The organism is Arcicella aquatica (assembly GCF_034928825.1).
GTDB classification, from domain to species: domain Bacteria; phylum Bacteroidota; class Bacteroidia; order Cytophagales; family Spirosomataceae; genus Arcicella; species Arcicella aquatica.
In genome coordinates this window covers 1-21,086 of sequence record NZ_JAYFUL010000005.1, presented here as the reverse complement: position 1 = coordinate 21,086, position 21,086 = coordinate 1, and the positions used below count along the sequence as shown (strand labels likewise).

Below are 21,086 nucleotides of genomic sequence, written 5' to 3'. Positions count from 1 at the left end.
TTTGCAATTAATATTTAGTGAATTGTAAATGAGTGAATTAGTGATTAAATGATGGTAAAATCACTCATTCACAATTCACTAAATCACTTAATGATGTTACCCCAAAATATTCTCCATTACAACTTTACCATCTAACAAACGTATGATACGGTGCGCATAACGAGCATCGTGTTCAGAGTGAGTCACCATGATGACAGTTGTACCAGCTTCGTTTAGTTCAGTTAATAACTGCATCACTTCATTACCATTCGTAGAGTCCAAGTTACCTGTAGGTTCATCGGCTAAGATTAATTTAGGCGTATTTACCACGGCACGTGCTACAGCACAACGCTGTTGCTGACCACCCGATAATTGTTGTGGAAAGTGGTTTCTACGGTGCATAATTTGTACTTTCTCTAATACTGCTTCTACTTTTTGTTTGCGTTCGGCGGCATCCACACCCAAGTATAAAAGCGGTAATTCTACATTTTCATACACTGTTAGTTCGTCAATCAAGTTGAAGGACTGGAACACGAAACCAATATTACGTTTGCGGAGGTCTGCACGGCGGCGCTCGTTGAAATGAATGATTTCTTCGCCATTGAACATAAAGCTACCTTTCTCGGCATCGTCCAACATACCAATGATATTTAATAAAGTGGATTTACCACAACCCGAAGGGCCCATGATGGCTACAAATTCACCTTTCTTTACTTCTAATGAAAGTTTATTTAAAGCAACCGTTTCGATGTCTTCAGTACGGTAAATCTTTTCTAAGTCTGTAATTTTTAACATGGTTTTAGATTTTTAGCTTTGAGCTGTGAGCCATGAGCCTTGAGCTTTAAGCAGTGAGTTTTAGCTATGTACTTTTAGTTTTTGATTTCAATTAGCTTTCAGCCTTGAGCTTTGAGCAATGAGTTTTAGCGTACTATTTAGTTTTTAATGTATTTATGTTATTAGCTTTCAGCCTTGAGAATTTGATAAATAAGAATTTATATGAAACTCTAAAATCTATATAGCTCACAGCTTATAGCTCAAAACTTACTGCTTACTCTCCTTCTTTATAACCAATTCCTGCATATCCCCATAGTTTTCATAACTAGACGTTACTACTTTATCACCTGGTTTTAAGCCTTCCAGAACTTCATAATATTCAGGGTTTTGACGACCTAATTGGATATCTACTTTATACGCTTTTTCTCCGTTTTCACCCACTTTGAAAATCCAGTTTCCGCCAGTTTGTTGATAGAACCCACCTTTTGCTAATAACACAGCCTGCGTTTGGTCACTTAAAGATAAACGTACTTGTAAAGTTTGTCCACGACGTATATCGCTTGGTGGTGTTCCTATAAATTCCATATCCACTTGAAAACGTCCATTGGTTACTTGTGAATAAACTTTCTTAACGCGTAGCTTATACGTTTTGTCTGAAATGGTAAACTCGCCTGTTAAACCAATGAATACTCTTGAAATATAGTGTTCGTCAATATCAGCACGCACTTTAAAGCCACTTAACACATCGATTTGTCCTAACCTTACACCACGTACTTTATTTTCCCCAACCTCCGCATTTCTTGAAGTAAGCTGACCAGCCACAGGAGCTTTTACTACTAAATCAGAAGCTTTTTTACGCATTAACTTCAATGTTTCTTGTGTACGAGCCACCGTCTCTTTCATTTGTGTTAGCTGAGTTGCCGTTGTGATTGAATCTTGCTTCAACGTTTTTTCAATCAAAGCTTTACGGCGAACATTATAGTTATATAGGTTTAGAGATGATTTATAATCTTGTTCAGAAATTACTTTCTCTTTATGTAAACGGTTGTTCAAATCATATACTCTTTTGGCTTCTAACAATGCATTATCAATATCGGCTAAATTAGCTTGCTGACGAATGGTGTTTTCACGAGCCAAATTTTGAGTGTACTGCATTTGAGTAATCAACTGAAAAACAGAAGTTTCACGATTGGCAAGGTCTAGCTCAAGGTCGGTGTTAGATAATTTTAATAAAGGCTGGTCTTTTTTCACGATAGCACCATCTTCCACAAAAAGTTCTTCTACTCTACCGCCTTCACTAGCATCCAAATAGATAGTTTGAATAGGTAAAACAATACCATTGATAGGAATAATCTCTTGGAAGCTTCCTTTGCTTACTTCCGAAATCATAATTTTGCCTTCATCCACATTCAATTTACTTTTACCTGTGGTATTGAAATAACTTGCTGCAATCAGGCCAACTATTGCCACACCCCCTACCCAAGGAAGAATGCGTTTTGCCGACCATTTGTTTTTTTCGATTACTCTATCCATTGTATTGAAATTAATTAATAAGATTAGATGTGTTTCATCATTTAATCATTCTGTTTGAACAATTTATTGAGAAGATAATGCCAAATATGTAAATTATTGATAATGAGCATGTTGTTTTGTGTTTTTATTAAAAAGTGTTCGAAAATGATACACTTTTTGTTCGGAAATGAACAAAGGATAAGAAGGATAATATAGCTTTAAAAACAAGAAGGATTAGCTTAATTAATCAATAGCGGTTAGCGGTATTTAGTGAAAATGATATGCGATGTTTTTTAACAATAAAAAAAATCAGCTTTTGAATTAAGAACATGGTGTTATTCTTAACTCAAAAGCTGATTCAAAAGCTTCATTTTATGAAATATCTTACTTTTTTATCAAGCTAAAATTGTTTTTCACTGCTATTTTCTCCGCAATTTTTTCCCATACTAATTTAGGAACGTCTATTTTGTAATCAACTAAAGCAATTTCAAAATTTGAATCTACAGTAATACCTTCTTTTCCAACTGTTAGTTTTCCAGTAATGGTTTTTTCTTTGGTTACTCCATGAATCATCATGAAGCCCTTTACCGATACGTCATAGCTGCCCTCTTTGGTGAAATCTATCTTCTCGGCGATTTTACCTTTAAAGGTGGCTGCTGGATACTTTTCAGATTCTAAATAGTTTTCATTAAAGTGTTCTTCCATCAATCTGTTCGGAAATTTGAATTGATTAATGTTCATTCTGACAGCAATATCGTTGGTAGTCGTGTTCAAAATAGATGAAACCGCACCGTTTACTGCTGAAATATCCTCTAAAGGCGTTTTAGAAAAAAAGCTAGTTTTGCCTGTTTGTGTATAAAATAACTGTGCGTAACTCGCTTGACTTATCAACAAAGTACCAATAAAAGTAAGGAAGTAGTTTTTCATATTAATTCTTTTTTTTGTTTGATTTTCCATCAAAACTAAATGTTCTGGAGATATTGAATCCATAAAAAATATCAGCATTACTCCACTGTCCTAGGGTTTGTGCAATAAAATGACGCTCAATCATTCCTTTTGAATTCGTGAAATGCAACTGGAATACGTGTCCGCCTGTTTCAATGTCAAAACCGATGGCTAAAGAATTGTGATATTTGCTAGAAACACTGCTAGTACCATGGTCGGTGAGGTAATATTCGGCATTTAAGCTCAGTCTTTTAGAAAGTTTGTATCTTCCCCCAAAACCTAATGACAACACTTCGCTTTTCATATCTGCAACCTCTGTTTTATTGAAATGAATAATGGTGGGCATGACTTGTAACGACAGTTTCTCACTGAATTTACGAGCAATCAAGATTTGTGCGCAATAAGTTTGACGCTCAAGGTTATCATTAAACTTCAATGTTGAGCCTGATTCAAGGGTATAACCTGTAATCATCGTATTGGCTGCTCCGCTCACATACCCCGTAACAGTAACAGGTACATTAGTTGACTGGCGAATAGCTTTGTATTTTAAGTAATAGTCGTAAGTTTTTTCTTGCGAACTTCTACCCACACCAACCGTTAGGTTATCGGTCAAACCATATTCTAAGCCTAGTCTGATTTTTGCTTCGTCTAGTCCAAAGAAATTATCAATAAATCCTGAATTGACTGCTCCAAATCTATGAGAAATCCAGAAATTAAGGTGTTTCTTATTAACAGTTTCAATAGTCTGTCCATTGATTAAGCGCGTAGCTTTAAAAGTTGCGGTAGTATATTCAGTTTTTGTTTCATTTTGCTTGTTAAGCATATCCATAAGGTCGTCTTGGCAAAAGCTTTGGAAACTCAATAAGAAACTGAATACTAATAGATATTTTTTCATAATGCTGATTTTTTTAAACGAAATGGCTTTCAATACATCATGAAGCCATTTCGTAGTTTACTGTCATTAAAGACATACGTAATTTTTGGTAGTAGGGTCTCTAGCTTACCGTTAAAATTGTCCCGCTTTGAGTGACAGTATAAGTTTTTAAGCCACCACTACCATTGCTATTTGTGCCTTTGCCGCTGTTATCGAAAGTTGCTCCGTGTTCAGTACAGTAGAATTTATCAGTTGCATAGGTAATTTTCTTTTGTCCTTCATGGCTACAAATAAGGGTTACAGCAACGTAAGTACCTACATTAGTATAAGCCACAACGATATTATTGGTTCTATCCACAACGTATCCTCCCTTTGTACGCAAAGCTGCATTAGCAGTTGTCGATAAATCAAAGGTTATTCCGCCAGTAGGTAGTGGCCCTGCTATATCTCCTTCATTAGTACAGGAAGTCATGGTTACTCCGCAGTAAACGGCCATTAAGCTTGCTCCTGTTAAACCTAATTGTTTTAGAAAAGTAAGGCGATTCATTTTTTCTTCTATTGTATTCATAATTTGTAATAATTAATTGAAAAAGTTCACTTTGGTACAACGATTAGAATCTGTTAAATATATAATCTTAATAAGAATGTTTAAATGATTTTTATCATATATTGAGATATACAGGACTTCGTTCTAAATGGTTGCGTCCAATAGAATTAATTAATTTTTACTTTATTCTGAACTAGCTAACATCGCTTGTAAAATAGAAGCACCTTGTTTTACAATTTGTTGATTATCAATATTCCTTTTAGTAAATATTTCAATATTTCCTTTTTCAGTAGTTCCAATTTTGACAGGAATTTGTTGAAAAGTATTTTCTTTGGTTTGTATAAAAATAAAGCCATCATTATTATGAATTACAACGGCAGTTTCGGGTAATGTATTCACAATTCGCTTTCCTGTAAAAATTTTAGTATTTACATATTGCCCCACAGTAAGTTTGCTTTCCATTACTTCATCATCAATATGCCCGTGAATATTAATGGTTTTGCTGTCGGCTTCTACGTTCTTACCTACCAGAAATACAGTAGCCATCATAGGCTTTTCAGAAAAAGTAGGATGTTCGATTACTATTTTTTGTCCTATTTTTATTTTATTGATGTCATTTTCAAAAACTTTTAGCTCTATGTGCTTATGCGTATTTCCTACGATTTCAAATAATACATCAGTAGGAGCAACATTTTTACCAATAGATACATTGGCTGTTTTGATATAACCTTCGATGGGTGAAGTAATATTGATAGAAGACGAAAGTTGCCCTTTTTTTAGTTTTTCTATCGAACAACCTATCAATTCAAGCTTTAACTCCAAAGCTTTGGTCTGAGCTTTCATAGAAGACACCTCTGAATCAGCTTGTTGCAATTTCTTTTTAGCACCAATATCTTCCTTACTCAGAACATTCTGGCGCTCTAATTCCTGTTCTAAGAATTTTAGGCGACTTACAGCCTGTAAATAATCTTGTTGCAATTGGATATAATCCATGCTGTAAATAGTGGCTAAAACTCCTCCTTTTTTAATAGGAGATCCCGGAAGAGTATTGGTGCTTTTTACATAACCACTAATAGGAATACTTACCGATGCCATATTCATAGGTGGTACATCTACTATACCATTGGCTTTTACTTCATCTGAAATAGTGGTTTTATCAAAAGCTCCCAACACTAAATGAGCATTTTTTACCTGTTCAGCAGATAATGTTAAGATGTCTGTTTTTTGATCACTATTCTCCTGTTCTTCTTCTTTTGGTTTAGAACAAGATACATTTATTAAAAAAATAAAGGCAATCACAACACACTTTTGAAGTGTATTGATATAATATTTTTGAGAATTATTCATTTCCGATTAATGTTTCGATGTTGATAATAATTTGGTTGAAATTTTGCAATTCAGCTAGATGCTTTTCTTTGATTTGCCAAGCTTGTGTGATATTCTGCACAAATTCTACATATTCTATCTCACCAGCCTGATAGCTTTTAGCGGCCGTTTTGGCTATTAAATCGGCTTGTGGAATCGCTGAATTTTTATAATAATTCAAAGACTTATCCGCTTTTTCGAACTGAATTTTCAAGGAATTTAGCTGACTTTGTAGTTGATTTTCAGCATACTGATATTGCTGATTTATTACCTCTTCGTTGATTTTAGAAGCACTGATTCTTGCTTGCTGAGCCTTCGTGAATATCGGTACATTGATGCCCACTTGTACATAATTTTGATTGAAATGTTTTTCAATACTTTGGTTGGTCAATGCTACTCTTACATCTGGCTTCAACCGTTGTTGTTCCAAATTGGTTTGTAATTTGCTTACTTCGCTTTGCTGTTTGATGATTTCTAAGAAAGGATTTGAAGCCAACTGCGCATTACTCAACAAAAGCGTTTTTTGCGTATCAATGCTATAATCAATCACGAAGTTTTCACGAGTATTCATCAAAAATTGTAAGGTTTGATACAGATTTTTCTCATCAGCTTGTACCTGCTGAATACGATTTTGTATTTCTCTTAATCGTGTTTCTGAAGATACTTTCTCCAACAAATCCGTTTCACCAGTTTTATAACGTACAGAGGCTGCTTTGAATGCACTTTGATAAAGGCTGTCTTGTTGCTGAAGCAATTTGATGAATTGATTAGTATATAGAATCTGAAAGTAAATGCTTTTAACCTCACCAATCAATTGTGTTTTAGTTAATCTAGCACGCTTTTCAGCCGTTAAAACATTACCTTTTAACAGGTTTTCTTGGGCTTTATATAAACTAGGCAAAGCGAAAGCTTGTCCTACTGAAAAGGTGACATCATTGCCATCAAACACTTGTGTACGACCGTACTGCGCATCAAAACTTGTTTTAGGTAATTCCCGAGCAGTTTTTACCAATGTCTGATTTCCTTTGATTTCTAGGGTAGAAATCTTTAAGTTTTGGTTCTGCTGAATAGCCTTATCAATACACATTTGTAATGATTGTGGCGTATTGTTTTGTGCAAAAGTGGTAGTACTTATCAATAATAGCACAATAACAGTGGCTATGCCTTTGGGCGTTTTAGGTATTCTATTAAAAACCAGACTATAAATCACAGGGAGTACTACTAAAGTCAGAATAGTAGCTGTAATCAAACCACCAATTACTACAGTTGCCAAAGGTCTTTGTACTTCCGCACCGGGCGAATGGCTCAGCGCCATTGGTAAAAAGCCCATAGAAGCTACTGCTGCTGTCATCATGACTGGTCTAAAACGAGTTTTGGTTCCTTCTAAAATCCTTTTGTTGATGTCTTTTATGCCTTCTTTTTCTAAAATTTTGAAGTATGAAATCAGTACGATACCGTTTAAAACTGCTACCCCAAAAAGTGCTATAAAACCAATGCCTGCTGAAACCGAGAAAGGCATATCACGAAGCCAAAGTGATAAAATACCACCAATTGCTGAAAGTGGAATGGCTACAAATACAATCAGGGCTTCTACAAAAGAATTGAAAGTGAAGTATAAAAGTGCAAAAATCAAGAAAAGTGCCACAGGCACAGCTATAAACAAGCGACTTTTAGCTGCTTGTAGGTTTTCGAAAGCACCTCCATATTCTATAGTATATCCAACGGGCAGTTTTACTTTTTTGTCTATAATGCTTTGCACCTCTTTCACCAAACTTTCTACATCACGGTTACGAACGTTAATCCCTATTGAAATTCTACGACGCGCATTGTCTCTAGTAATTTCAGAGGGGGCATCTTTATAATCAATTTTGGCTACTTCCGCGAATGGAACTTTTCCACCGTTGGGTAAATCCAAATATAAATCTCTGATGTTTTGGATGTCTTTGCGATACGATGAATCCAAACGGATAACTAAGCTAAAGCGTTTTTCGCCTTCATAAACAACGCCCGCTTCTTCACCAGCAAAAGCTGATTTCAGTAGCGTATTCAGGGTACTGATTTTTAAACCGTACTGGGCAATTTTCTGGCGGTCGTAAGTCACTACCATCTGTGGTACGCCATCTATTTGTTGTACCTTTAAATCTGCAATACCTTGTACTTGATGTACCTTTTGGGCAATTTCTTGCGCTTTCTGGAACAAAATATCAAGGTCTTCTCCAAAAACTTTAATCGCCACATCCGATTTTGTTCCTGCAATCAATTCATTGAAACGCATTTGGATGGGCTGTGTAAATTCAAAAGTTACACCCGGAATATCTTTCAAAGCATCATCCATTTTCTGAGCAAGCTCTTCCATCGTTTCAGCCTTTTTCCACACTTTAGCGTCTTTCAAATCGATAATTAAGTCGCAGGCATTAATACCCATTGGATCTGTAGGAATTTCCGATGACCCAATTCTGGATACTACTTGCTCGATTTCGTCGGGAAATTCACGAAGTAGAAGTTTTTGTGCTTCGGTATTCGAATTCACACTCTGTGTTAAGGAAGCATTGCTATGCAGTATTGTTTCTACTGCAAAATCACCTTCGTTTAATTCTGGAATAAATTCACCTCCCAAAGTACCAAATAGGAATAAACTTGCTACAAAAAATGCCAGCGAAGTACTTAAAATAATCGTTTTCTTATTTAATGCCCAAGTGATGATTGGTTGATAGAATCTGTACAAAAAGTTGATAATTTTGTCAGCAATCGTTTCAGAATGGTCAATCTTTTTGCTTAAACACAATGACGACATCATAGGCACATACGTCAACGATAAAATCAATGCTCCGACAATAGCAAAACTTACAGTTTCGGCCATTGGTCTAAACATTTTACCTTCAATACCCGTGAGAGCAAGAATTGGAAAATAAACAATTAAGATGATGATTTCACCAAAGGCAGCAGATTTTCGGATGGTTACTGCTGAGTCATACACTGACTCATTCATCTCGTTCTGGGTGAGTACGTATGCTTCTCCATTATGATTTTCTGGAATTGTGCGTGTATGTAATCTATGTACAACGGCTTCTACAATGATAACCGCCCCATCTACAATCAACCCAAAGTCAATAGCACCCAACGACATCAAATTGGCTGAAACGCCAAACAGGTTCATAAGTGCGAAAGAAAATAGCAAGCAGAGAGGAATTACCGATGCTACCACTAAACCTGCCCTAAGGTTGCCTAAGAGTAAAACCAAAATGAATACTACAATTAAACCTCCTTCAATCAAATTTTTCTGTACAGTACCAATAGACTTGTCGATAAGCTTACTTCTATCAATAAATGATACTACTTTTACGCCTTCTGGTAAAGACTTTTGAATTTCTTCAACTCGTTTTTTAACACTAACAACCACTTTTTCAGCAGATTCTCCTTTTAGTAATAGGACAACGGCTCCAACCGCTTCGCCTTCGCCATTACGAGTCATCGCTCCATAACGAACAGCATGACCGAATTGAACTTTGGCAACATCACTAATCAATACGGGAATACCTGCACGGGTAGTAATCACAACATTTTCGATGTCTTGTAAGCTATTTACTCGCCCTTCCGAACGAATAAAGTATGCATCTGTTCCTTTTTCGATATAACTACCGCCCGAGTTGGCATTGTTATCTTGTAAGGCCTGAAATACTTCTGCAATACTGAGGTTCATTGCTCGTAGCCTTTCTGGATTAATGGCGACTTCGTATTGCTTTAAATGTCCGCCGAAAGAACTTACCTCAACTACTCCTTTTATGCCCAATAGCTGTCTTTTAACTACCCAATCTTGAAGCGTTCGTAAGTCGGCTAACGAATACTTATCTTTAAATTTGGGGTCAACCACTAAGGTGTATTGATAAAATTCGCCAAGACCTGTTGTAATAGGAGCCATCTCTGGGCGACCAGCCCCAGGAATTAAATTTGGTTCGGCTTCTCTGAGTTTTTCAGAAACTTGTTGTCTGGCTTTTTCAGTAGGCACATCATCATCAAAAACGACTGTGATGACCGATAAGCCCATTCTTGATATAGAACGAATTTCTTTGGTATTCGGAACGGTTCTTAACGAGATTTCTAGTGGATAAGTAATGAATTTTTCTACTTCTGATGCGGGTAAAGCAGGCGATTGAGTGATTACTTGTACCTGATTTGAAGTAATATCTGGTAGGGCATCAATGGTCAACTGGGTTAAGGAAATCCCACCCCACGTCACCAATGCCAATACCAATAAGCCGATTGTCAGCTTATTGTATATGCTGAATCGAATGATTGAATCTATCATTGTATGTATGTCAAGAAGAAGAGCCCAAATTTTAAGACATCAAAATTTGTAATCCCGTTAAGGGAAAAGCTCATTATTGTAAATAAAGGTATTTTCACGAAGGAAACTTCGTGAGGAAAGAATGATAAGAAATAGCAAAGCGGATTTTGCTTAAGGAAATTAGAATCGAGGAGGGTTGAATAGTGTCTGCACTATAGAGAAACGATAGAAATTTTTCCAAACGAAGTTTGGTTCAGAAAAAACTTTGAAGATAGCAACAAAGGGGAGGACAATTTTTTTATCAAACGTAGGTTCACATAGCGTTGTAGTGTTATGTGAATTCAGGTTTGGTAAATTTGAATGAGAATGTTTAGCTGTTTTGAAGTGTTTAGACGTAGCAGAATAGTGCATTGCCAAAAACTCTAGAAAGCTAATATTTTCATTCCAACTGTTTTTGTGTTGATTGTAATGTTTTACTAATTCTCCAACTTTGGCTAACTGCAAAGCATCAGCTTTGGGGAACAAACTCCCTACAAAGATGACAAAACTTAGCAATATGGCTGTAAATTGTTTCATTGAGCAAATGTAGTCAATAATGCGAAAATAAAAAAGGCGAAAAATTAATTCGCCTTTGGTTTATTCCTTATAATGTTCTAATTTAAAATTACCTTAATATTATCTGTTTTCTGATAGTTCTTTTCTGTACCAAGAATACTTCTAACAGCTTCAGCAATTCCATCAGGGTCAAAGCCACATTCATGATGCAACTCTATTTGTTCACCATGCTCAACTACTCTGTCTGGAATACCCAATCGCTTAATTTGTGCTGAATAGTTATTATCCAACATAAATTCAGCAACTGCTGTACCAAAGCCACCTTGAATACAACCATCTTCAACCGTGATTACTTTGTCGAAATGTTGGAAAATCTCGTGGAGCATCTCTTCATCCAGAGGTTTTACAAAACGCATATCATAATGTGCTGGATTGAGTCCTTCTTTTTCTAATACTTCACAAGCTTGTACTGCATAGTTACCAATATGACCTAGCGTAAGAATCGCTACTTTTTCTCCATCTTTTATTTTTCGTCCTTTACCGATTTCAATTTTTTCAAAGTCAGTTCTCCACACTGGCATCATCCCTTCGCCACGCGGGTAACGGATAGAAATACAGCTTTTCAGTTGTTTAAACTCATCATCAGAAACGGTAAACATAATGTCTCTCAATTCTTTTTCATTCATCGGAGCAAACACTATCATGTTCGGAATACAACGCATATAGGCAATATCATAAGCACCATGATGCGTTGGGCCGTCGGCACCAGCAAAACCAGCACGGTCTAAACAGAAAATAACGGGTAATTCCTGAATGGCTACATCGTGAATTACTTGGTCGTAAGCACGCTGCATAAACGTTGAATAGATATTACAGAAAACAGTAAGACCTTGAGATGCCATTCCTGCCGAGAAAGTAACGGCATGTTGTTCGGCAATTCCTACATCAAACGCACGGTTTGGCATTACCTTCATCATCAAATTCAGCGAGCTTCCCGAAGGCATTGCAGGTGTTACACCCATAATTTTCGGATTTTTCTCTGCTAATTCTACAATGGTATGCCCAAAAACATCCTGATATTTAGGAGGCTGGGGCGTAGAATAATACTTCTTTTTGATTTCGCCCGTAATCTTATCAAACTTACCAGGGGCATGCCATAGGGTTTGGTCTTTTTCAGCCAAGGCATAGCCTTTGCCTTTTGTGGTAATACAGTGTAATATTTTTGGTCCAGGAATGTTTTTCAAATCATTCAGCACCGTTACCATATATTCTACATCATGCCCATCAATAGGACCGAAATATCGTAAATTCAAAGACTCAAATAAATTGCTTTGTTTCAGCAAAGTAGCTTTCAGTCCGTTCTCTATTTTAGAAACAATATCTTGAGCAGATTTGCCAAATTTTGACATCTTGCCTAACAGGTTCCACACTTCATCTTTTACTCTGTTATAAGTATGCGAAGTAGTAATATCTGTAAGATATTCTTTCAAAGCCCCTACGTTAGGGTCAATAGCCATGCAATTATCATTCAGAATGATAATCATATTATTTGGAATATCTCCCGCATGGTTCATCGCTTCAAAAGCCATTCCTCCTGTCATTGAACCATCACCAATTACGGCAATGTGCTGGCGGTCTGTTTCTCCTTTGTAATTAGAAGCTACAGACATCCCCAAGGCTGCCGAAATAGAAGTAGAAGAGTGCCCTACGCCGAAGGCATCATATTTACTTTCTTTGCGTTTCGGAAAACCCGAAATACCACCATAAAGACGATTAGTATGGAATTTATCTCTACGACCCGTCAGAATTTTATGCCCATAAGCCTGATGCCCTACATCCCATATTAACTGGTCGTTAGGGGTATTAAAGACATAGTGAAGTGCTACTGATAACTCAACCACACCAAGTGAAGCCCCAAAATGTCCGCCATACACCGATACATCATCAATAATGTACTGACGTAGTTCGTCACAAATTTGTAACAATTCTGAGCGATTACGCCTCCTCAAATCTTCAGGAGTGTTAATTTGGGCTAATATTTTTCCGGGTATAATTTGCATGGGTTTTTTCGAGTGAAAATTGTAAGTAGATAACCCTGTTTATCCTTAAAATGTTTGACTGAAAGTTAAATATAGAAAGAATCTAAGGTGAAACTTAGCAACAAGCTAACAAATTTACGGAAATATTTTAAGCTTAGTATTAATTAAAAAAGTCAAGCAGATTTTCTACTTGACCTTTTTAATGAAAATGGTTATATTTTTACTTCTGTGAAGCTTTAAAAAGCTTTTGTTTTTCTTCTTTTGTCAGACTTTCGTAGCCAGAACGTGAGATTTTATCTAGAATAGCATCTACCTCGTCTTCATCTGGATAGCCCACGCCCACACCTACACTTGAGCTATTATAAGATGTTTCTTTTTGGCGATAAGCCACTTTGATTTTAGGTTTTTCGGTACGATTCACAATTCTTTTGAAAAAATCTACCGTAGCATCTATAGGTGTTCCCCAATCGTTGCCTGCCTGCAATTGTTTTACATATAAATAACCTAGCAAAGCTCCACCCAAATGCACAATACCTCCGCCAGCGTTGATACCAATAGCACCTGCCAATGAAATCAAAAAGAAGAAGAAGGCAATATATTTTATTTTAACAGGGCCAATTAAAAACAGGAAGAACGTATAATCGGGTGCAAGAGTAGCGGCGGCAAACATAATTGCCATTACACTGCCAGAAGCCCCAATGATAGTAGTATTGATGCCTGTTTGGTAATAAGGAATAAAGTTAAACGTAAGTAATGCAAAGATACCTCCGAAGATTGCCCCCAGAATGTATAGATTGATTAGCCTGCGGCTTCCCAAAAATTCCTGAATGATTGCTCCAAACCAATAGAGCATTAGCATATTAGGTAATAGATGGGCAATGGGATTGACAGAGTGGAAAAATGAGTAAGTCAGAATCGTCCACGGGCGGTACAAAAAAGTACCTAACGACGGCGTGAGGCTTAGGTATGACAAAGCATTGTCGAACAATTCAGCTTTTTTGAAGAAAATTGTAAGACTTATCAATACCAGCAACATCACCACATATACAGCTACATTCAACCATATCAGCTGAATTAAACCATTATTTCGCTTGGAAAAAGCATCTTTAAAGTCATCTAAAATCCCACTCATTTTTATATTCCTTTATAAACTTTAATATTACTCAAAAATTATCAATGTTTCAATATAACAGATTGAAAAACAAAATGTTATTATTTTTAATAGAAGGAGTTTCTATTTTTGCCCCAGATTTTAATTAGTATAAAGGCAAAAATCATTCCACCGATATGGGCAAAATGTGCTACATTATCGCCAGGCATTTTGTTCATACCAACATATAGCTCGTATAGACCCAATAAAGCTACAAAATATTTTGCTTTTATTGGGATTGGAAGTAAAAAAAGCATAAGTTCTGTATTAGGGAAAAGCAAAGCAAAGCCAGCCATCACCCCAAACACTGCTCCAGAGGCTCCGATTAGTGGAGTATCCAACACAGACCTCAAACATTCCTGTGCAATTAGAACAGAATTCTGTACGGTAATATTGTTTGGATTCCCTTCAATTAGTGCATAAGCATTATGAGGTATTCCGTCTGGAAAATACTGATACAGAAATTTACTGAACTGATTTAAATCTGGATGTTCAATGTATGCCCTTGTGGCTGCTTCAAGTGTTGAATAATCATAATATTTCAATCCCATATATAACAAGCCAGACCCCATTCCTGTTATTAAAAAGAACGTTAAAAAACGTTTTTCTCCCCAATACATTTCCAACATTGGCCCTAAGAAAAACAATCCGAGCATATTGTTGAAAAGATGTCGAAGGTCGGCATGAACAAAAATAGATGTTAAAAACTGAAAGGGTAAAAACTTCTCAGAAGTAAAGTAATGAAGCCCCATTACCGACACAATCATCTCTTTATGACCAAAATATTCAACACCAAATACGATGATATTGATAGCCATCAATGCCCTAACAATAGGCGTTAAACCCGGAGTTCTCATTTTTATTGTTTATAGATTAAGCGAAATTAAGTTTACGACTATTCTTCGTATGCCCAATCAATTTTAGTTTTCATGTCCTTGATAACGAGCCCATTAGCTTTAAAGTAACCTCTTATTTCATCTACCTTATCGTATTGTTTAGCCTCTTTGTATTCACGATATAACGAAAGCATTCCTTTGGCAAAAGCCTCAATGTTTTCGTTAGGCTCTTCAATAAGACCCAATACGTTTTCAATAATGGCGATAAAACTTTCTTTTAAGGATGTAAACACTTGTTCTCCTAACTGTGCAGTTTGTAGTTGCCCCATGTAAATTTGGTTTATTTTCTTTACCAAATTAAATAAACCTGCAATGGCAACTGCTGTATTTAAATCGTCATTCAACCCATCGTAACAAGCCTGAATACCTTTCTCTACTTCTAATACGTGTTTTTCATCAACTGCGATTGAATCATCAGCTAAATATTCGATATTTTTTATAATTCTTAAACCATTAATTAAACGCTTGTAGCCTTTCTGAGCAGCCTTTAGGGCTTCGTTTGAAAAATCAAGCGTGCTTCTATATTGCGACTGCAACATAAAGAAACGGACTGTCATTGGGCTATAGGCTTGGTCTAATAATGGATGCGAACCTGTAACCAATTCACTAGGTAAAAATGAATTGCCAAGTGATTTAGACATTTTTTGTCCGTTCACCGTAAGCATATTAGCGTGCATCCAATAGCGAACAGGTTCAACGCCATTAACTCCTTTGGCTTGGGCAATTTCGCATTCGTGGTGTGGGAATTTTAAATCCATTCCACCCCCATGAATATCGAACGTATCCCCTAAATATTTAGTACTCATACAAGTACATTCTAAGTGCCAACCTGGGAAACCATCGCCCCAAGGAGAAGTCCAACGCATTAAATGCTCTGGTGCTGCTTTTTTCCAAAGGGCAAAATCCAGTGGATTACGCTTTTCGCCAACGCCATCTAAATCACGCGTTTCCGTTAATAAATCATCTAATACCCTTCCCGAAAGTTTACCGTAATTTCCACCTTCAGCATTGTAGCGAGCAATATCGAAATATACGGAACCTTGCGATTCATAAGCCAAACCTTTGTCGATTAAAGATTTAGTAGTTTCTATTTGTTCTACGATATGCCCCGTGGCAGATGGCTCGATACTAGGTGGTAATAAGTTGAATTGTAGCAATACCTTATGGAAATCGTTGGTATAGCGTTGTACAATTTCCATCGGCTCAAGCTTTTCGAGCTTCGCCATTTTACCAATTTTGTCTTCACCTTCGTCACCATCGCCCACTAAGTGACCAACGTCCGTAATGTTTCTTACATAACGTACTTTATAGCCAATATGAGTTAGATAACGATTGAGAATATCGAAAGTTAAGAACGTACGAACATTTCCTAGGTGAACGTAATTATAAACAGTTGGTCCACAAACATACATTCCCACATGTGGAGCGTTGATGGGCGTAAAAAGTTCTTTTTCTCTGCTGAGGGTATTGTATATCTTTAGGGGTTGCATTCAGTTTGATTATTCTTGTGGACTAAATTGATTTCTTTTACAAAACTAATAAAAGTATAATGGATTGAGAGGCTTTTGAGTTCAAAATGCATTAAGACTTCTCTGACAACTTATTTTTAGCTCTTTCGATAGATTCTTTTATGATTTCTTTTTCTTCTTCAAAATATTCAGGGGTGAGTGATAATGCTTTTTCATATTCTTTTAAAGCTAAGTTATCATTGCCTTGATTTTCATAAACTCTTCCTATTTGATGATAAGTAATCCCTAATTGATAGTTTTGTCCAGTTTTTTCTTTCCAATTGATAGCGTTGTAAAAATTTTCTAATGCGTCTTTCCAGTTTTTTTGCTCTTCATGGAATATTCCAATTATATGATAAGTCATCCCTAATAGATGTTCTTGTCCAGTTCTTTCATCCCAATAGATAGCTTTTAGATAATTTTCTAAAGCTTTATCCCAAATTTTTTGTTCTTGATAAACTATCCCAATTTGAAGATAAGTACCCCCTAATAAATGTTCTTGTTTTTGGTGTAAATCAATAGTATTTTGATAGTTTTCTAAGGCTTTTTCCCAATTTTTTTGCTCTTGATAAATTCTTCCTATTTGATGATAAGTACTTCCTAATTGATGTTGTTGTCCATTTTTTTTCTGTAAATCAATAGCTTTTTGAAAATTACTTAAAGCTTTATCCCAAATCCTTTGTTCTTCATATACTCTTCCAATTTGATGATATGTATTTCCTAATTGTTTATTAGGTACATTTTTTTTTTGTAAATCAATAACTTTTTGAAAATTCTCTAAAGCTTTATCCCAAATCCTTTGTCTTTGATAAACTATCCCAATTTGATGATAGCTACCTTCTACATTATTTAAATCATTCGTCTGAATAGCTTTTTTTATCCCTTTTTTATAAAATGTTAGCGCCAATTCAAATCTTCTAAAATCCAAATTTAAGGTAGCATAATTATAAAGTAGCCTGAAAAGTTGATAGCCATTAATCTTCAACTTCTCCGCAATTCCAATTGCATTTTCATAATATTTTTTAGCATTTTCGTAGTCAAAATATTTAGCATATTCATTAGCTAAAAGACTATAAAGATTCAGTCTTTCTCGCATGGCTCTTCCCTTATCAGAGTCATTAAGAGGTAAGTGCTCTAATTTATCTTTTAAACTTTTGATATATTCTTCACGGATGGGTAGTTTAGCAGGGATATTATTGGGGGTAGGACTAAGGGCTTTTTCTTGATATGCTTCGTCTTGTTTAAAGACGAAGAAATTAGTTACCCAGCTCCAAAGGTCTGGAGCTTTGCGTTGTAGTTGGATAAAAAAATCATGGTCACCCCACAGAATGGTAAGATAGTTGGGCTTTCGGAAAATAATTTCTCTTTCAAAATTCAGTTGAGCAATCATACCTGAATCAACGATTTGTCCATCTTTAGAGCTTAGTCGGCTATTTTCTAAACCAAAAACATTGACGCAATAACTTATGCGTTCAGAATCAATAATAGATTTGGGCAATTTTTCTTGAAGAATTTGATGTAAAGAGATAACGTGAAAGGGAGTAAGGTCTATATCATAAAATTGGTATTGAGAAAGTCTTTCTTTGAGGCTTGATGAAATCCTTGCTTGTAAATCATAATCTGGTACGCTTATCATTACAATGGTCGGTTCTTTACGGTCTTGTAATGTAAACTGTATTTCTTCAAGTAAATTATCATTATAGGCTTTCTCAAGCTGAAAGTTCGTTGGCATTTCTCAGGTATTTTTCAAGGATAGGATTTATTTTAATAGAGCTTTTTCCATTGTATTTCAATAATAGCGTACTATATAGCATTGCTTTTACCTTTATTTCTGCGGGTTCAAAATCACCATCTTGTAGTATTTTTATATAGCTTTTATCAATACCCTCACGCATTGTATTACCAATTTCGTCAACTACACTTTCCACGATGGCTATATTTATTTTACTATTGCCTCTGGTTCTACGAATCGCAGCACTAACTATTCTGAATAATTGCCTAATACATCCGCCAGAATAGTAAATGCATTTATCAAGTGCTTGTGTGTCTTCAAAAAAGATATTAGTATTAATTCGTTTTTCAATGATTTTACAAAGAGCTTTGCCATTTTCAGGGGTATCAGTACGAATCATAGGTACCACATAACGATTAGTAAACTGAGTAGGCGATTTTTCTACTTGATAAAAACCATCTATTCGTACAGTTACAATCATGTTTGCATTAATACCTATTAGCACGTTAGCATCTCGTACAAAAAGGGTTTCATATTTCTCAAACATGATTTTTTCAGTACCATCTATAATAAATAAGATATCTTGTCCTAAGTCTTTATTTTGTATATCTGTTCTAATATCTGAAAGATAATCGTTAAGTAGCTGAGTCAAATGCAATAAGTTTTTGCGAGTTACTTCACGGACTACCTTAGCTGTTTTAGTCTCTCCTGCCAAAAGGTTTTTTAATGAACCACCAATTTTAAAAAAATCAAGAAAGCCGATGCTTGCTTCTACATTTACGCCAATTTCATCTTTGATACTTTCACTAATTTCTTTTTTAACTTCTGTATCACTAAAAAACATTTTCGCTAACTCTTTGAGCGATTCCGTATTTCGACTAATTCCATTTTCTTGAAGTTGTGTAATCAGTTTTGTAATGAGTAAAACGTAAAAGTCTTCAGGTTCAAACCTTGAAATCTCTAATTCTTCTTCTATGCTTATAAAGACTGAAAAATACTGGCTTGGTTGATTAAGCTCATGGTGCAAACGTTTAAGCTCAATGGTTTTACCAGAACCAATATGACCAGAAAAAATCAGTTTAACATATTCTTTTGTCAAATGAAAAGAACCATCATCGCCAATACCTAAGTCAAACTTTATATCATTAAGATATTCATTTCCTCGCACCTGATCAAGATTTACATACAGGTTGCTTTCAAAAATATTTTCCTCAAAAGTAGGCTCAGTTACGGCTCTTGCTTCGAAAGGATCGCTAACTGGATAATTAAATTTTGACATTAGGAATGATGTTTTTTGTTGTAAAAGTAAAGAATTTCATCAAGAGTTCAATATCAATAAAAGTCTTCCTTGTAAACTACTATAGGTCAAAAATAGTAATGAAGGAATTCCCATTTCGTACTTAATATTTTTGAAAGCTAATAGAGCGTCTTATTTCATAACGCAAATCTCATAACAAAATCCTCTATCTTTGAAAAAAAATAATTCAACCGAACAACAATGACCATTTTAGAAGTAGCTAATCATAAACATCTCCAACAAGAATTTCTTTTATTACCCGTTCGCTTGTATGAGTATGATAAAAATTGGATTCGTCCGCTCGACCAAGATATTGAAAATACCTTTAATCCTGAAAAAAATAAATACTTTAAGCATGGTGAAGCCATCAGATGGATTTTGCAGGATACCTCAGGTAAAACCATCGGTAGAGTAGCCGCTTTTATTAATCAGGAGACTGCTAATAAGGAAGAACAACCGACAGGAGGAATGGGCTTTTTTGAATGTATTGAGGATGAATCTGCCGCTTTTTTGTTGTTTGATACATGTAAAAATTGGTTGGCTGGCAAAGGCATGGAGGCAATGGATGGCCCAATTAATTTTGGAGAAAGAGATTCTTTTTGGGGATTGATGACCAAAGGATGGCAATTTGAGCCTACTTATAAAATGCCTTGGACAAAGGCCTATTATATTCAGTTTTTTGAAAAATATGGTTTTAAAGACTATTTCCAACAATATGTATATGTCACGCCGATTCGTGCGGCTACGGTTGCTCCAACGGTAGAGGAAAAAGCTAGGCGTATTTATGAGAACCCTGATTATACTTTCCGTCATATCGAAAAGAGTAAATTAGCAAAATACGGAGAAGATTTCAGGACAATCTTTAATGAAGGCTGGGCAAAATTCCCGGGTGTAAAAGCCATGACGGAAGAGCAAGCGAGCAACCTTGTAAAACAAATGAAGCCTATCATCGACGAGGAGCTAACGTGGTTTGCTTATGCTGGCGAACGCCCGATTGCTTTTTTTATCGTGATTCCAGATATTAACCAGATTGTAAAACACCTGAACGGGAAATTTGGCGTATGGGAAAAAGCGAAATTTATGCTTTTGCTAATGCGTGGAGTCATTACTCGTACATGTGGCGTAATTTTTGGCGTAGTGCCAGACTATCAAGGCAAAGGAGTTGAGTCTGCCATTGCTTTGCGTTTCCGTCAGGCTGGTAGAGATAACCCACATTATCAGTATGAAACGATTGATATGAATTGGGTAGGAGATTTTAATCCTAAAATGAATCGTTTTGTTTCACAACTAGGAACAACGAGAGATAAAGAATATATTACTTACCGTTACCTGTTTGACAGAACAAAAGAATTTAAACGTTGCCCGAGAGTGGGGTAGATTTAATTGTGAATGAGTGAGTTGTGATTTAGTGATTTATTTTAGTTGTGATTGAGTGATTGAGTGATTTTTTTTCGAAAAAGTTAAAATAAAATGATTTTTGGGGAACTCATTTAGCATGAATGGGCTTTCAAATCACTAAATCACTAAATCACTAAATCACTAAATCACTAAATCACTAAATCACTAAATCACTAAATCACTAAATCACTAAATCACTAAATCACTAAATCACTAAATCACTAAATCAC

At 35.7% G+C, this 21,086-nt stretch carries 15 protein-coding genes; 1 reads left to right on the top strand and 14 read right to left on the bottom strand.

The window, feature by feature from the left end; genetic code table 11:
* Nucleotides 1–96 precede the first annotated feature (96 nt).
* From VB264_RS04160 to VB264_RS04095, 14 genes are all read right to left on the bottom strand, one after another.
* Nucleotides 97–774 carry an ABC transporter ATP-binding protein gene (locus VB264_RS04160; RefSeq protein WP_309922375.1) on the bottom strand — a complete coding sequence of 226 codons (678 nt, stop codon included), beginning with the start codon at nucleotides 772–774 and terminating at the stop codon, nucleotides 97–99.
* Nucleotides 775–1,020: 246 nt separating this feature from the next.
* A complete protein-coding gene (locus tag VB264_RS04155) occupies nucleotides 1,021–2,286 on the bottom strand; it encodes an efflux RND transporter periplasmic adaptor subunit (RefSeq protein ID WP_323247034.1) in 1,266 nt (421 codons plus the stop codon).
* Between the two features lie 363 nt (nucleotides 2,287–2,649).
* Nucleotides 2,650–3,192 carry a YceI family protein gene (locus VB264_RS04150; RefSeq protein WP_323247032.1) on the bottom strand — a complete coding sequence of 181 codons (543 nt, stop codon included), beginning with the start codon at nucleotides 3,190–3,192 and terminating at the stop codon, nucleotides 2,650–2,652.
* 1 nt (nucleotide 3,193) lies between these two features.
* Entirely contained in the window at nucleotides 3,194–4,105 is a 912-nt protein-coding gene (locus tag VB264_RS04145) for a DUF5777 family beta-barrel protein (RefSeq protein WP_323247030.1), read from the bottom strand.
* A gap of 100 nt (nucleotides 4,106–4,205) precedes the next feature.
* A complete protein-coding gene (locus VB264_RS04140) occupies nucleotides 4,206–4,652 on the bottom strand; it encodes a Rieske 2Fe-2S domain-containing protein (RefSeq protein ID WP_323247028.1) in 447 nt (148 codons plus the stop codon).
* A 162-nt stretch (nucleotides 4,653–4,814) separates the two neighbouring features.
* Nucleotides 4,815–5,978 (bottom strand): efflux RND transporter periplasmic adaptor subunit, encoded by a 1,164-nt coding sequence (locus VB264_RS04135; RefSeq protein ID WP_323247026.1) that lies wholly within the window; start codon nucleotides 5,976–5,978, stop codon nucleotides 4,815–4,817.
* Nucleotides 5,971–10,302 (bottom strand): CusA/CzcA family heavy metal efflux RND transporter, encoded by a 4,332-nt coding sequence (locus VB264_RS04130; RefSeq protein ID WP_323247024.1) that lies wholly within the window; start codon nucleotides 10,300–10,302, stop codon nucleotides 5,971–5,973. The genes VB264_RS04135 and VB264_RS04130 overlap by 8 nt, the downstream gene beginning before the upstream one ends.
* 159 nt (nucleotides 10,303–10,461) lie before the next feature.
* On the bottom strand, nucleotides 10,462–10,857 hold the full coding sequence (locus VB264_RS04125) for a hypothetical protein (RefSeq protein WP_323247022.1): 396 nt from the start codon (nucleotides 10,855–10,857) through the stop codon (nucleotides 10,462–10,464).
* 77 nt (nucleotides 10,858–10,934) lie between these two features.
* On the bottom strand, nucleotides 10,935–12,896 hold the full coding sequence (gene dxs, locus VB264_RS04120; RefSeq protein WP_323247020.1) for a 1-deoxy-D-xylulose-5-phosphate synthase: 1,962 nt from the start codon (nucleotides 12,894–12,896) through the stop codon (nucleotides 10,935–10,937).
* A 199-nt stretch (nucleotides 12,897–13,095) separates the two neighbouring features.
* On the bottom strand, nucleotides 13,096–14,007 hold the full coding sequence (locus VB264_RS04115; RefSeq protein WP_323247019.1) for a rhomboid family intramembrane serine protease: 912 nt from the start codon (nucleotides 14,005–14,007) through the stop codon (nucleotides 13,096–13,098).
* A gap of 86 nt (nucleotides 14,008–14,093) precedes the next feature.
* A complete protein-coding gene (locus VB264_RS04110; RefSeq protein ID WP_323247017.1) occupies nucleotides 14,094–14,882 on the bottom strand; it encodes a rhomboid family intramembrane serine protease in 789 nt (262 codons plus the stop codon).
* A 38-nt stretch (nucleotides 14,883–14,920) separates the two neighbouring features.
* The gene (cysS, locus tag VB264_RS04105; protein WP_323247016.1) at nucleotides 14,921–16,411 is read right to left on the bottom strand and encodes a cysteine--tRNA ligase; all 1,491 of its coding nucleotides are present in this window, start codon (nucleotides 16,409–16,411) and stop codon (nucleotides 14,921–14,923) included.
* 91 nt (nucleotides 16,412–16,502) lie between these two features.
* Nucleotides 16,503–18,161, bottom strand: a complete 1,659-nt coding sequence (locus tag VB264_RS04100) for a tetratricopeptide repeat protein (RefSeq protein WP_323247014.1) — start codon at nucleotides 18,159–18,161, stop codon at nucleotides 16,503–16,505.
* Nucleotides 18,139–19,440, bottom strand: coding sequence for a hypothetical protein (locus tag VB264_RS04095; RefSeq protein ID WP_323247012.1), 1,302 nt, complete (start codon nucleotides 19,438–19,440; stop codon nucleotides 18,139–18,141). The genes VB264_RS04100 and VB264_RS04095 overlap by 23 nt, the downstream gene beginning before the upstream one ends.
* A 219-nt stretch (nucleotides 19,441–19,659) precedes the next feature.
* Between VB264_RS04095 and VB264_RS04090 the strand changes: the two genes are divergently transcribed.
* Nucleotides 19,660–20,835, top strand: a complete 1,176-nt coding sequence (locus tag VB264_RS04090) for a hypothetical protein (protein WP_323247010.1) — start codon at nucleotides 19,660–19,662, stop codon at nucleotides 20,833–20,835.
* The last annotated feature ends 251 nt before the right edge of the window (nucleotides 20,836–21,086 follow it).

Coding starts and splice junctions, on each gene's coding strand:
- VB264_RS04160 (WP_309922375.1), bottom strand. CDS start 774: ATGTTAAAAATTACAGACTTAGAAAAGATTTACCGTACTGAAGACATC.
- VB264_RS04155 (WP_323247034.1), bottom strand. CDS start 2,286: ATGGATAGAGTAATCGAAAAAAACAAATGGTCGGCAAAACGCATTCTT.
- VB264_RS04150 (WP_323247032.1), bottom strand. CDS start 3,192: ATGAAAAACTACTTCCTTACTTTTATTGGTACTTTGTTGATAAGTCAA.
- VB264_RS04145 (WP_323247030.1), bottom strand. CDS start 4,105: ATGAAAAAATATCTATTAGTATTCAGTTTCTTATTGAGTTTCCAAAGC.
- VB264_RS04140 (WP_323247028.1), bottom strand. CDS start 4,652: ATGAATACAATAGAAGAAAAAATGAATCGCCTTACTTTTCTAAAACAA.
- VB264_RS04135 (WP_323247026.1), bottom strand. CDS start 5,978: ATGAATAATTCTCAAAAATATTATATCAATACACTTCAAAAGTGTGTT.
- VB264_RS04130 (WP_323247024.1), bottom strand. CDS start 10,302: ATGATAGATTCAATCATTCGATTCAGCATATACAATAAGCTGACAATC.
- VB264_RS04125 (WP_323247022.1), bottom strand. CDS start 10,857: ATGAAACAATTTACAGCCATATTGCTAAGTTTTGTCATCTTTGTAGGG.
- dxs (WP_323247020.1), bottom strand. CDS start 12,896: ATGCAAATTATACCCGGAAAAATATTAGCCCAAATTAACACTCCTGAA.
- VB264_RS04115 (WP_323247019.1), bottom strand. CDS start 14,007: ATGAGTGGGATTTTAGATGACTTTAAAGATGCTTTTTCCAAGCGAAAT.
- VB264_RS04110 (WP_323247017.1), bottom strand. CDS start 14,882: ATGAGAACTCCGGGTTTAACGCCTATTGTTAGGGCATTGATGGCTATC.
- cysS (WP_323247016.1), bottom strand. CDS start 16,411: ATGCAACCCCTAAAGATATACAATACCCTCAGCAGAGAAAAAGAACTT.
- VB264_RS04100 (WP_323247014.1), bottom strand. CDS start 18,161: ATGCCAACGAACTTTCAGCTTGAGAAAGCCTATAATGATAATTTACTT.
- VB264_RS04095 (WP_323247012.1), bottom strand. CDS start 19,440: ATGTCAAAATTTAATTATCCAGTTAGCGATCCTTTCGAAGCAAGAGCC.
- VB264_RS04090 (WP_323247010.1), top strand. CDS start 19,660: ATGACCATTTTAGAAGTAGCTAATCATAAACATCTCCAACAAGAATTT.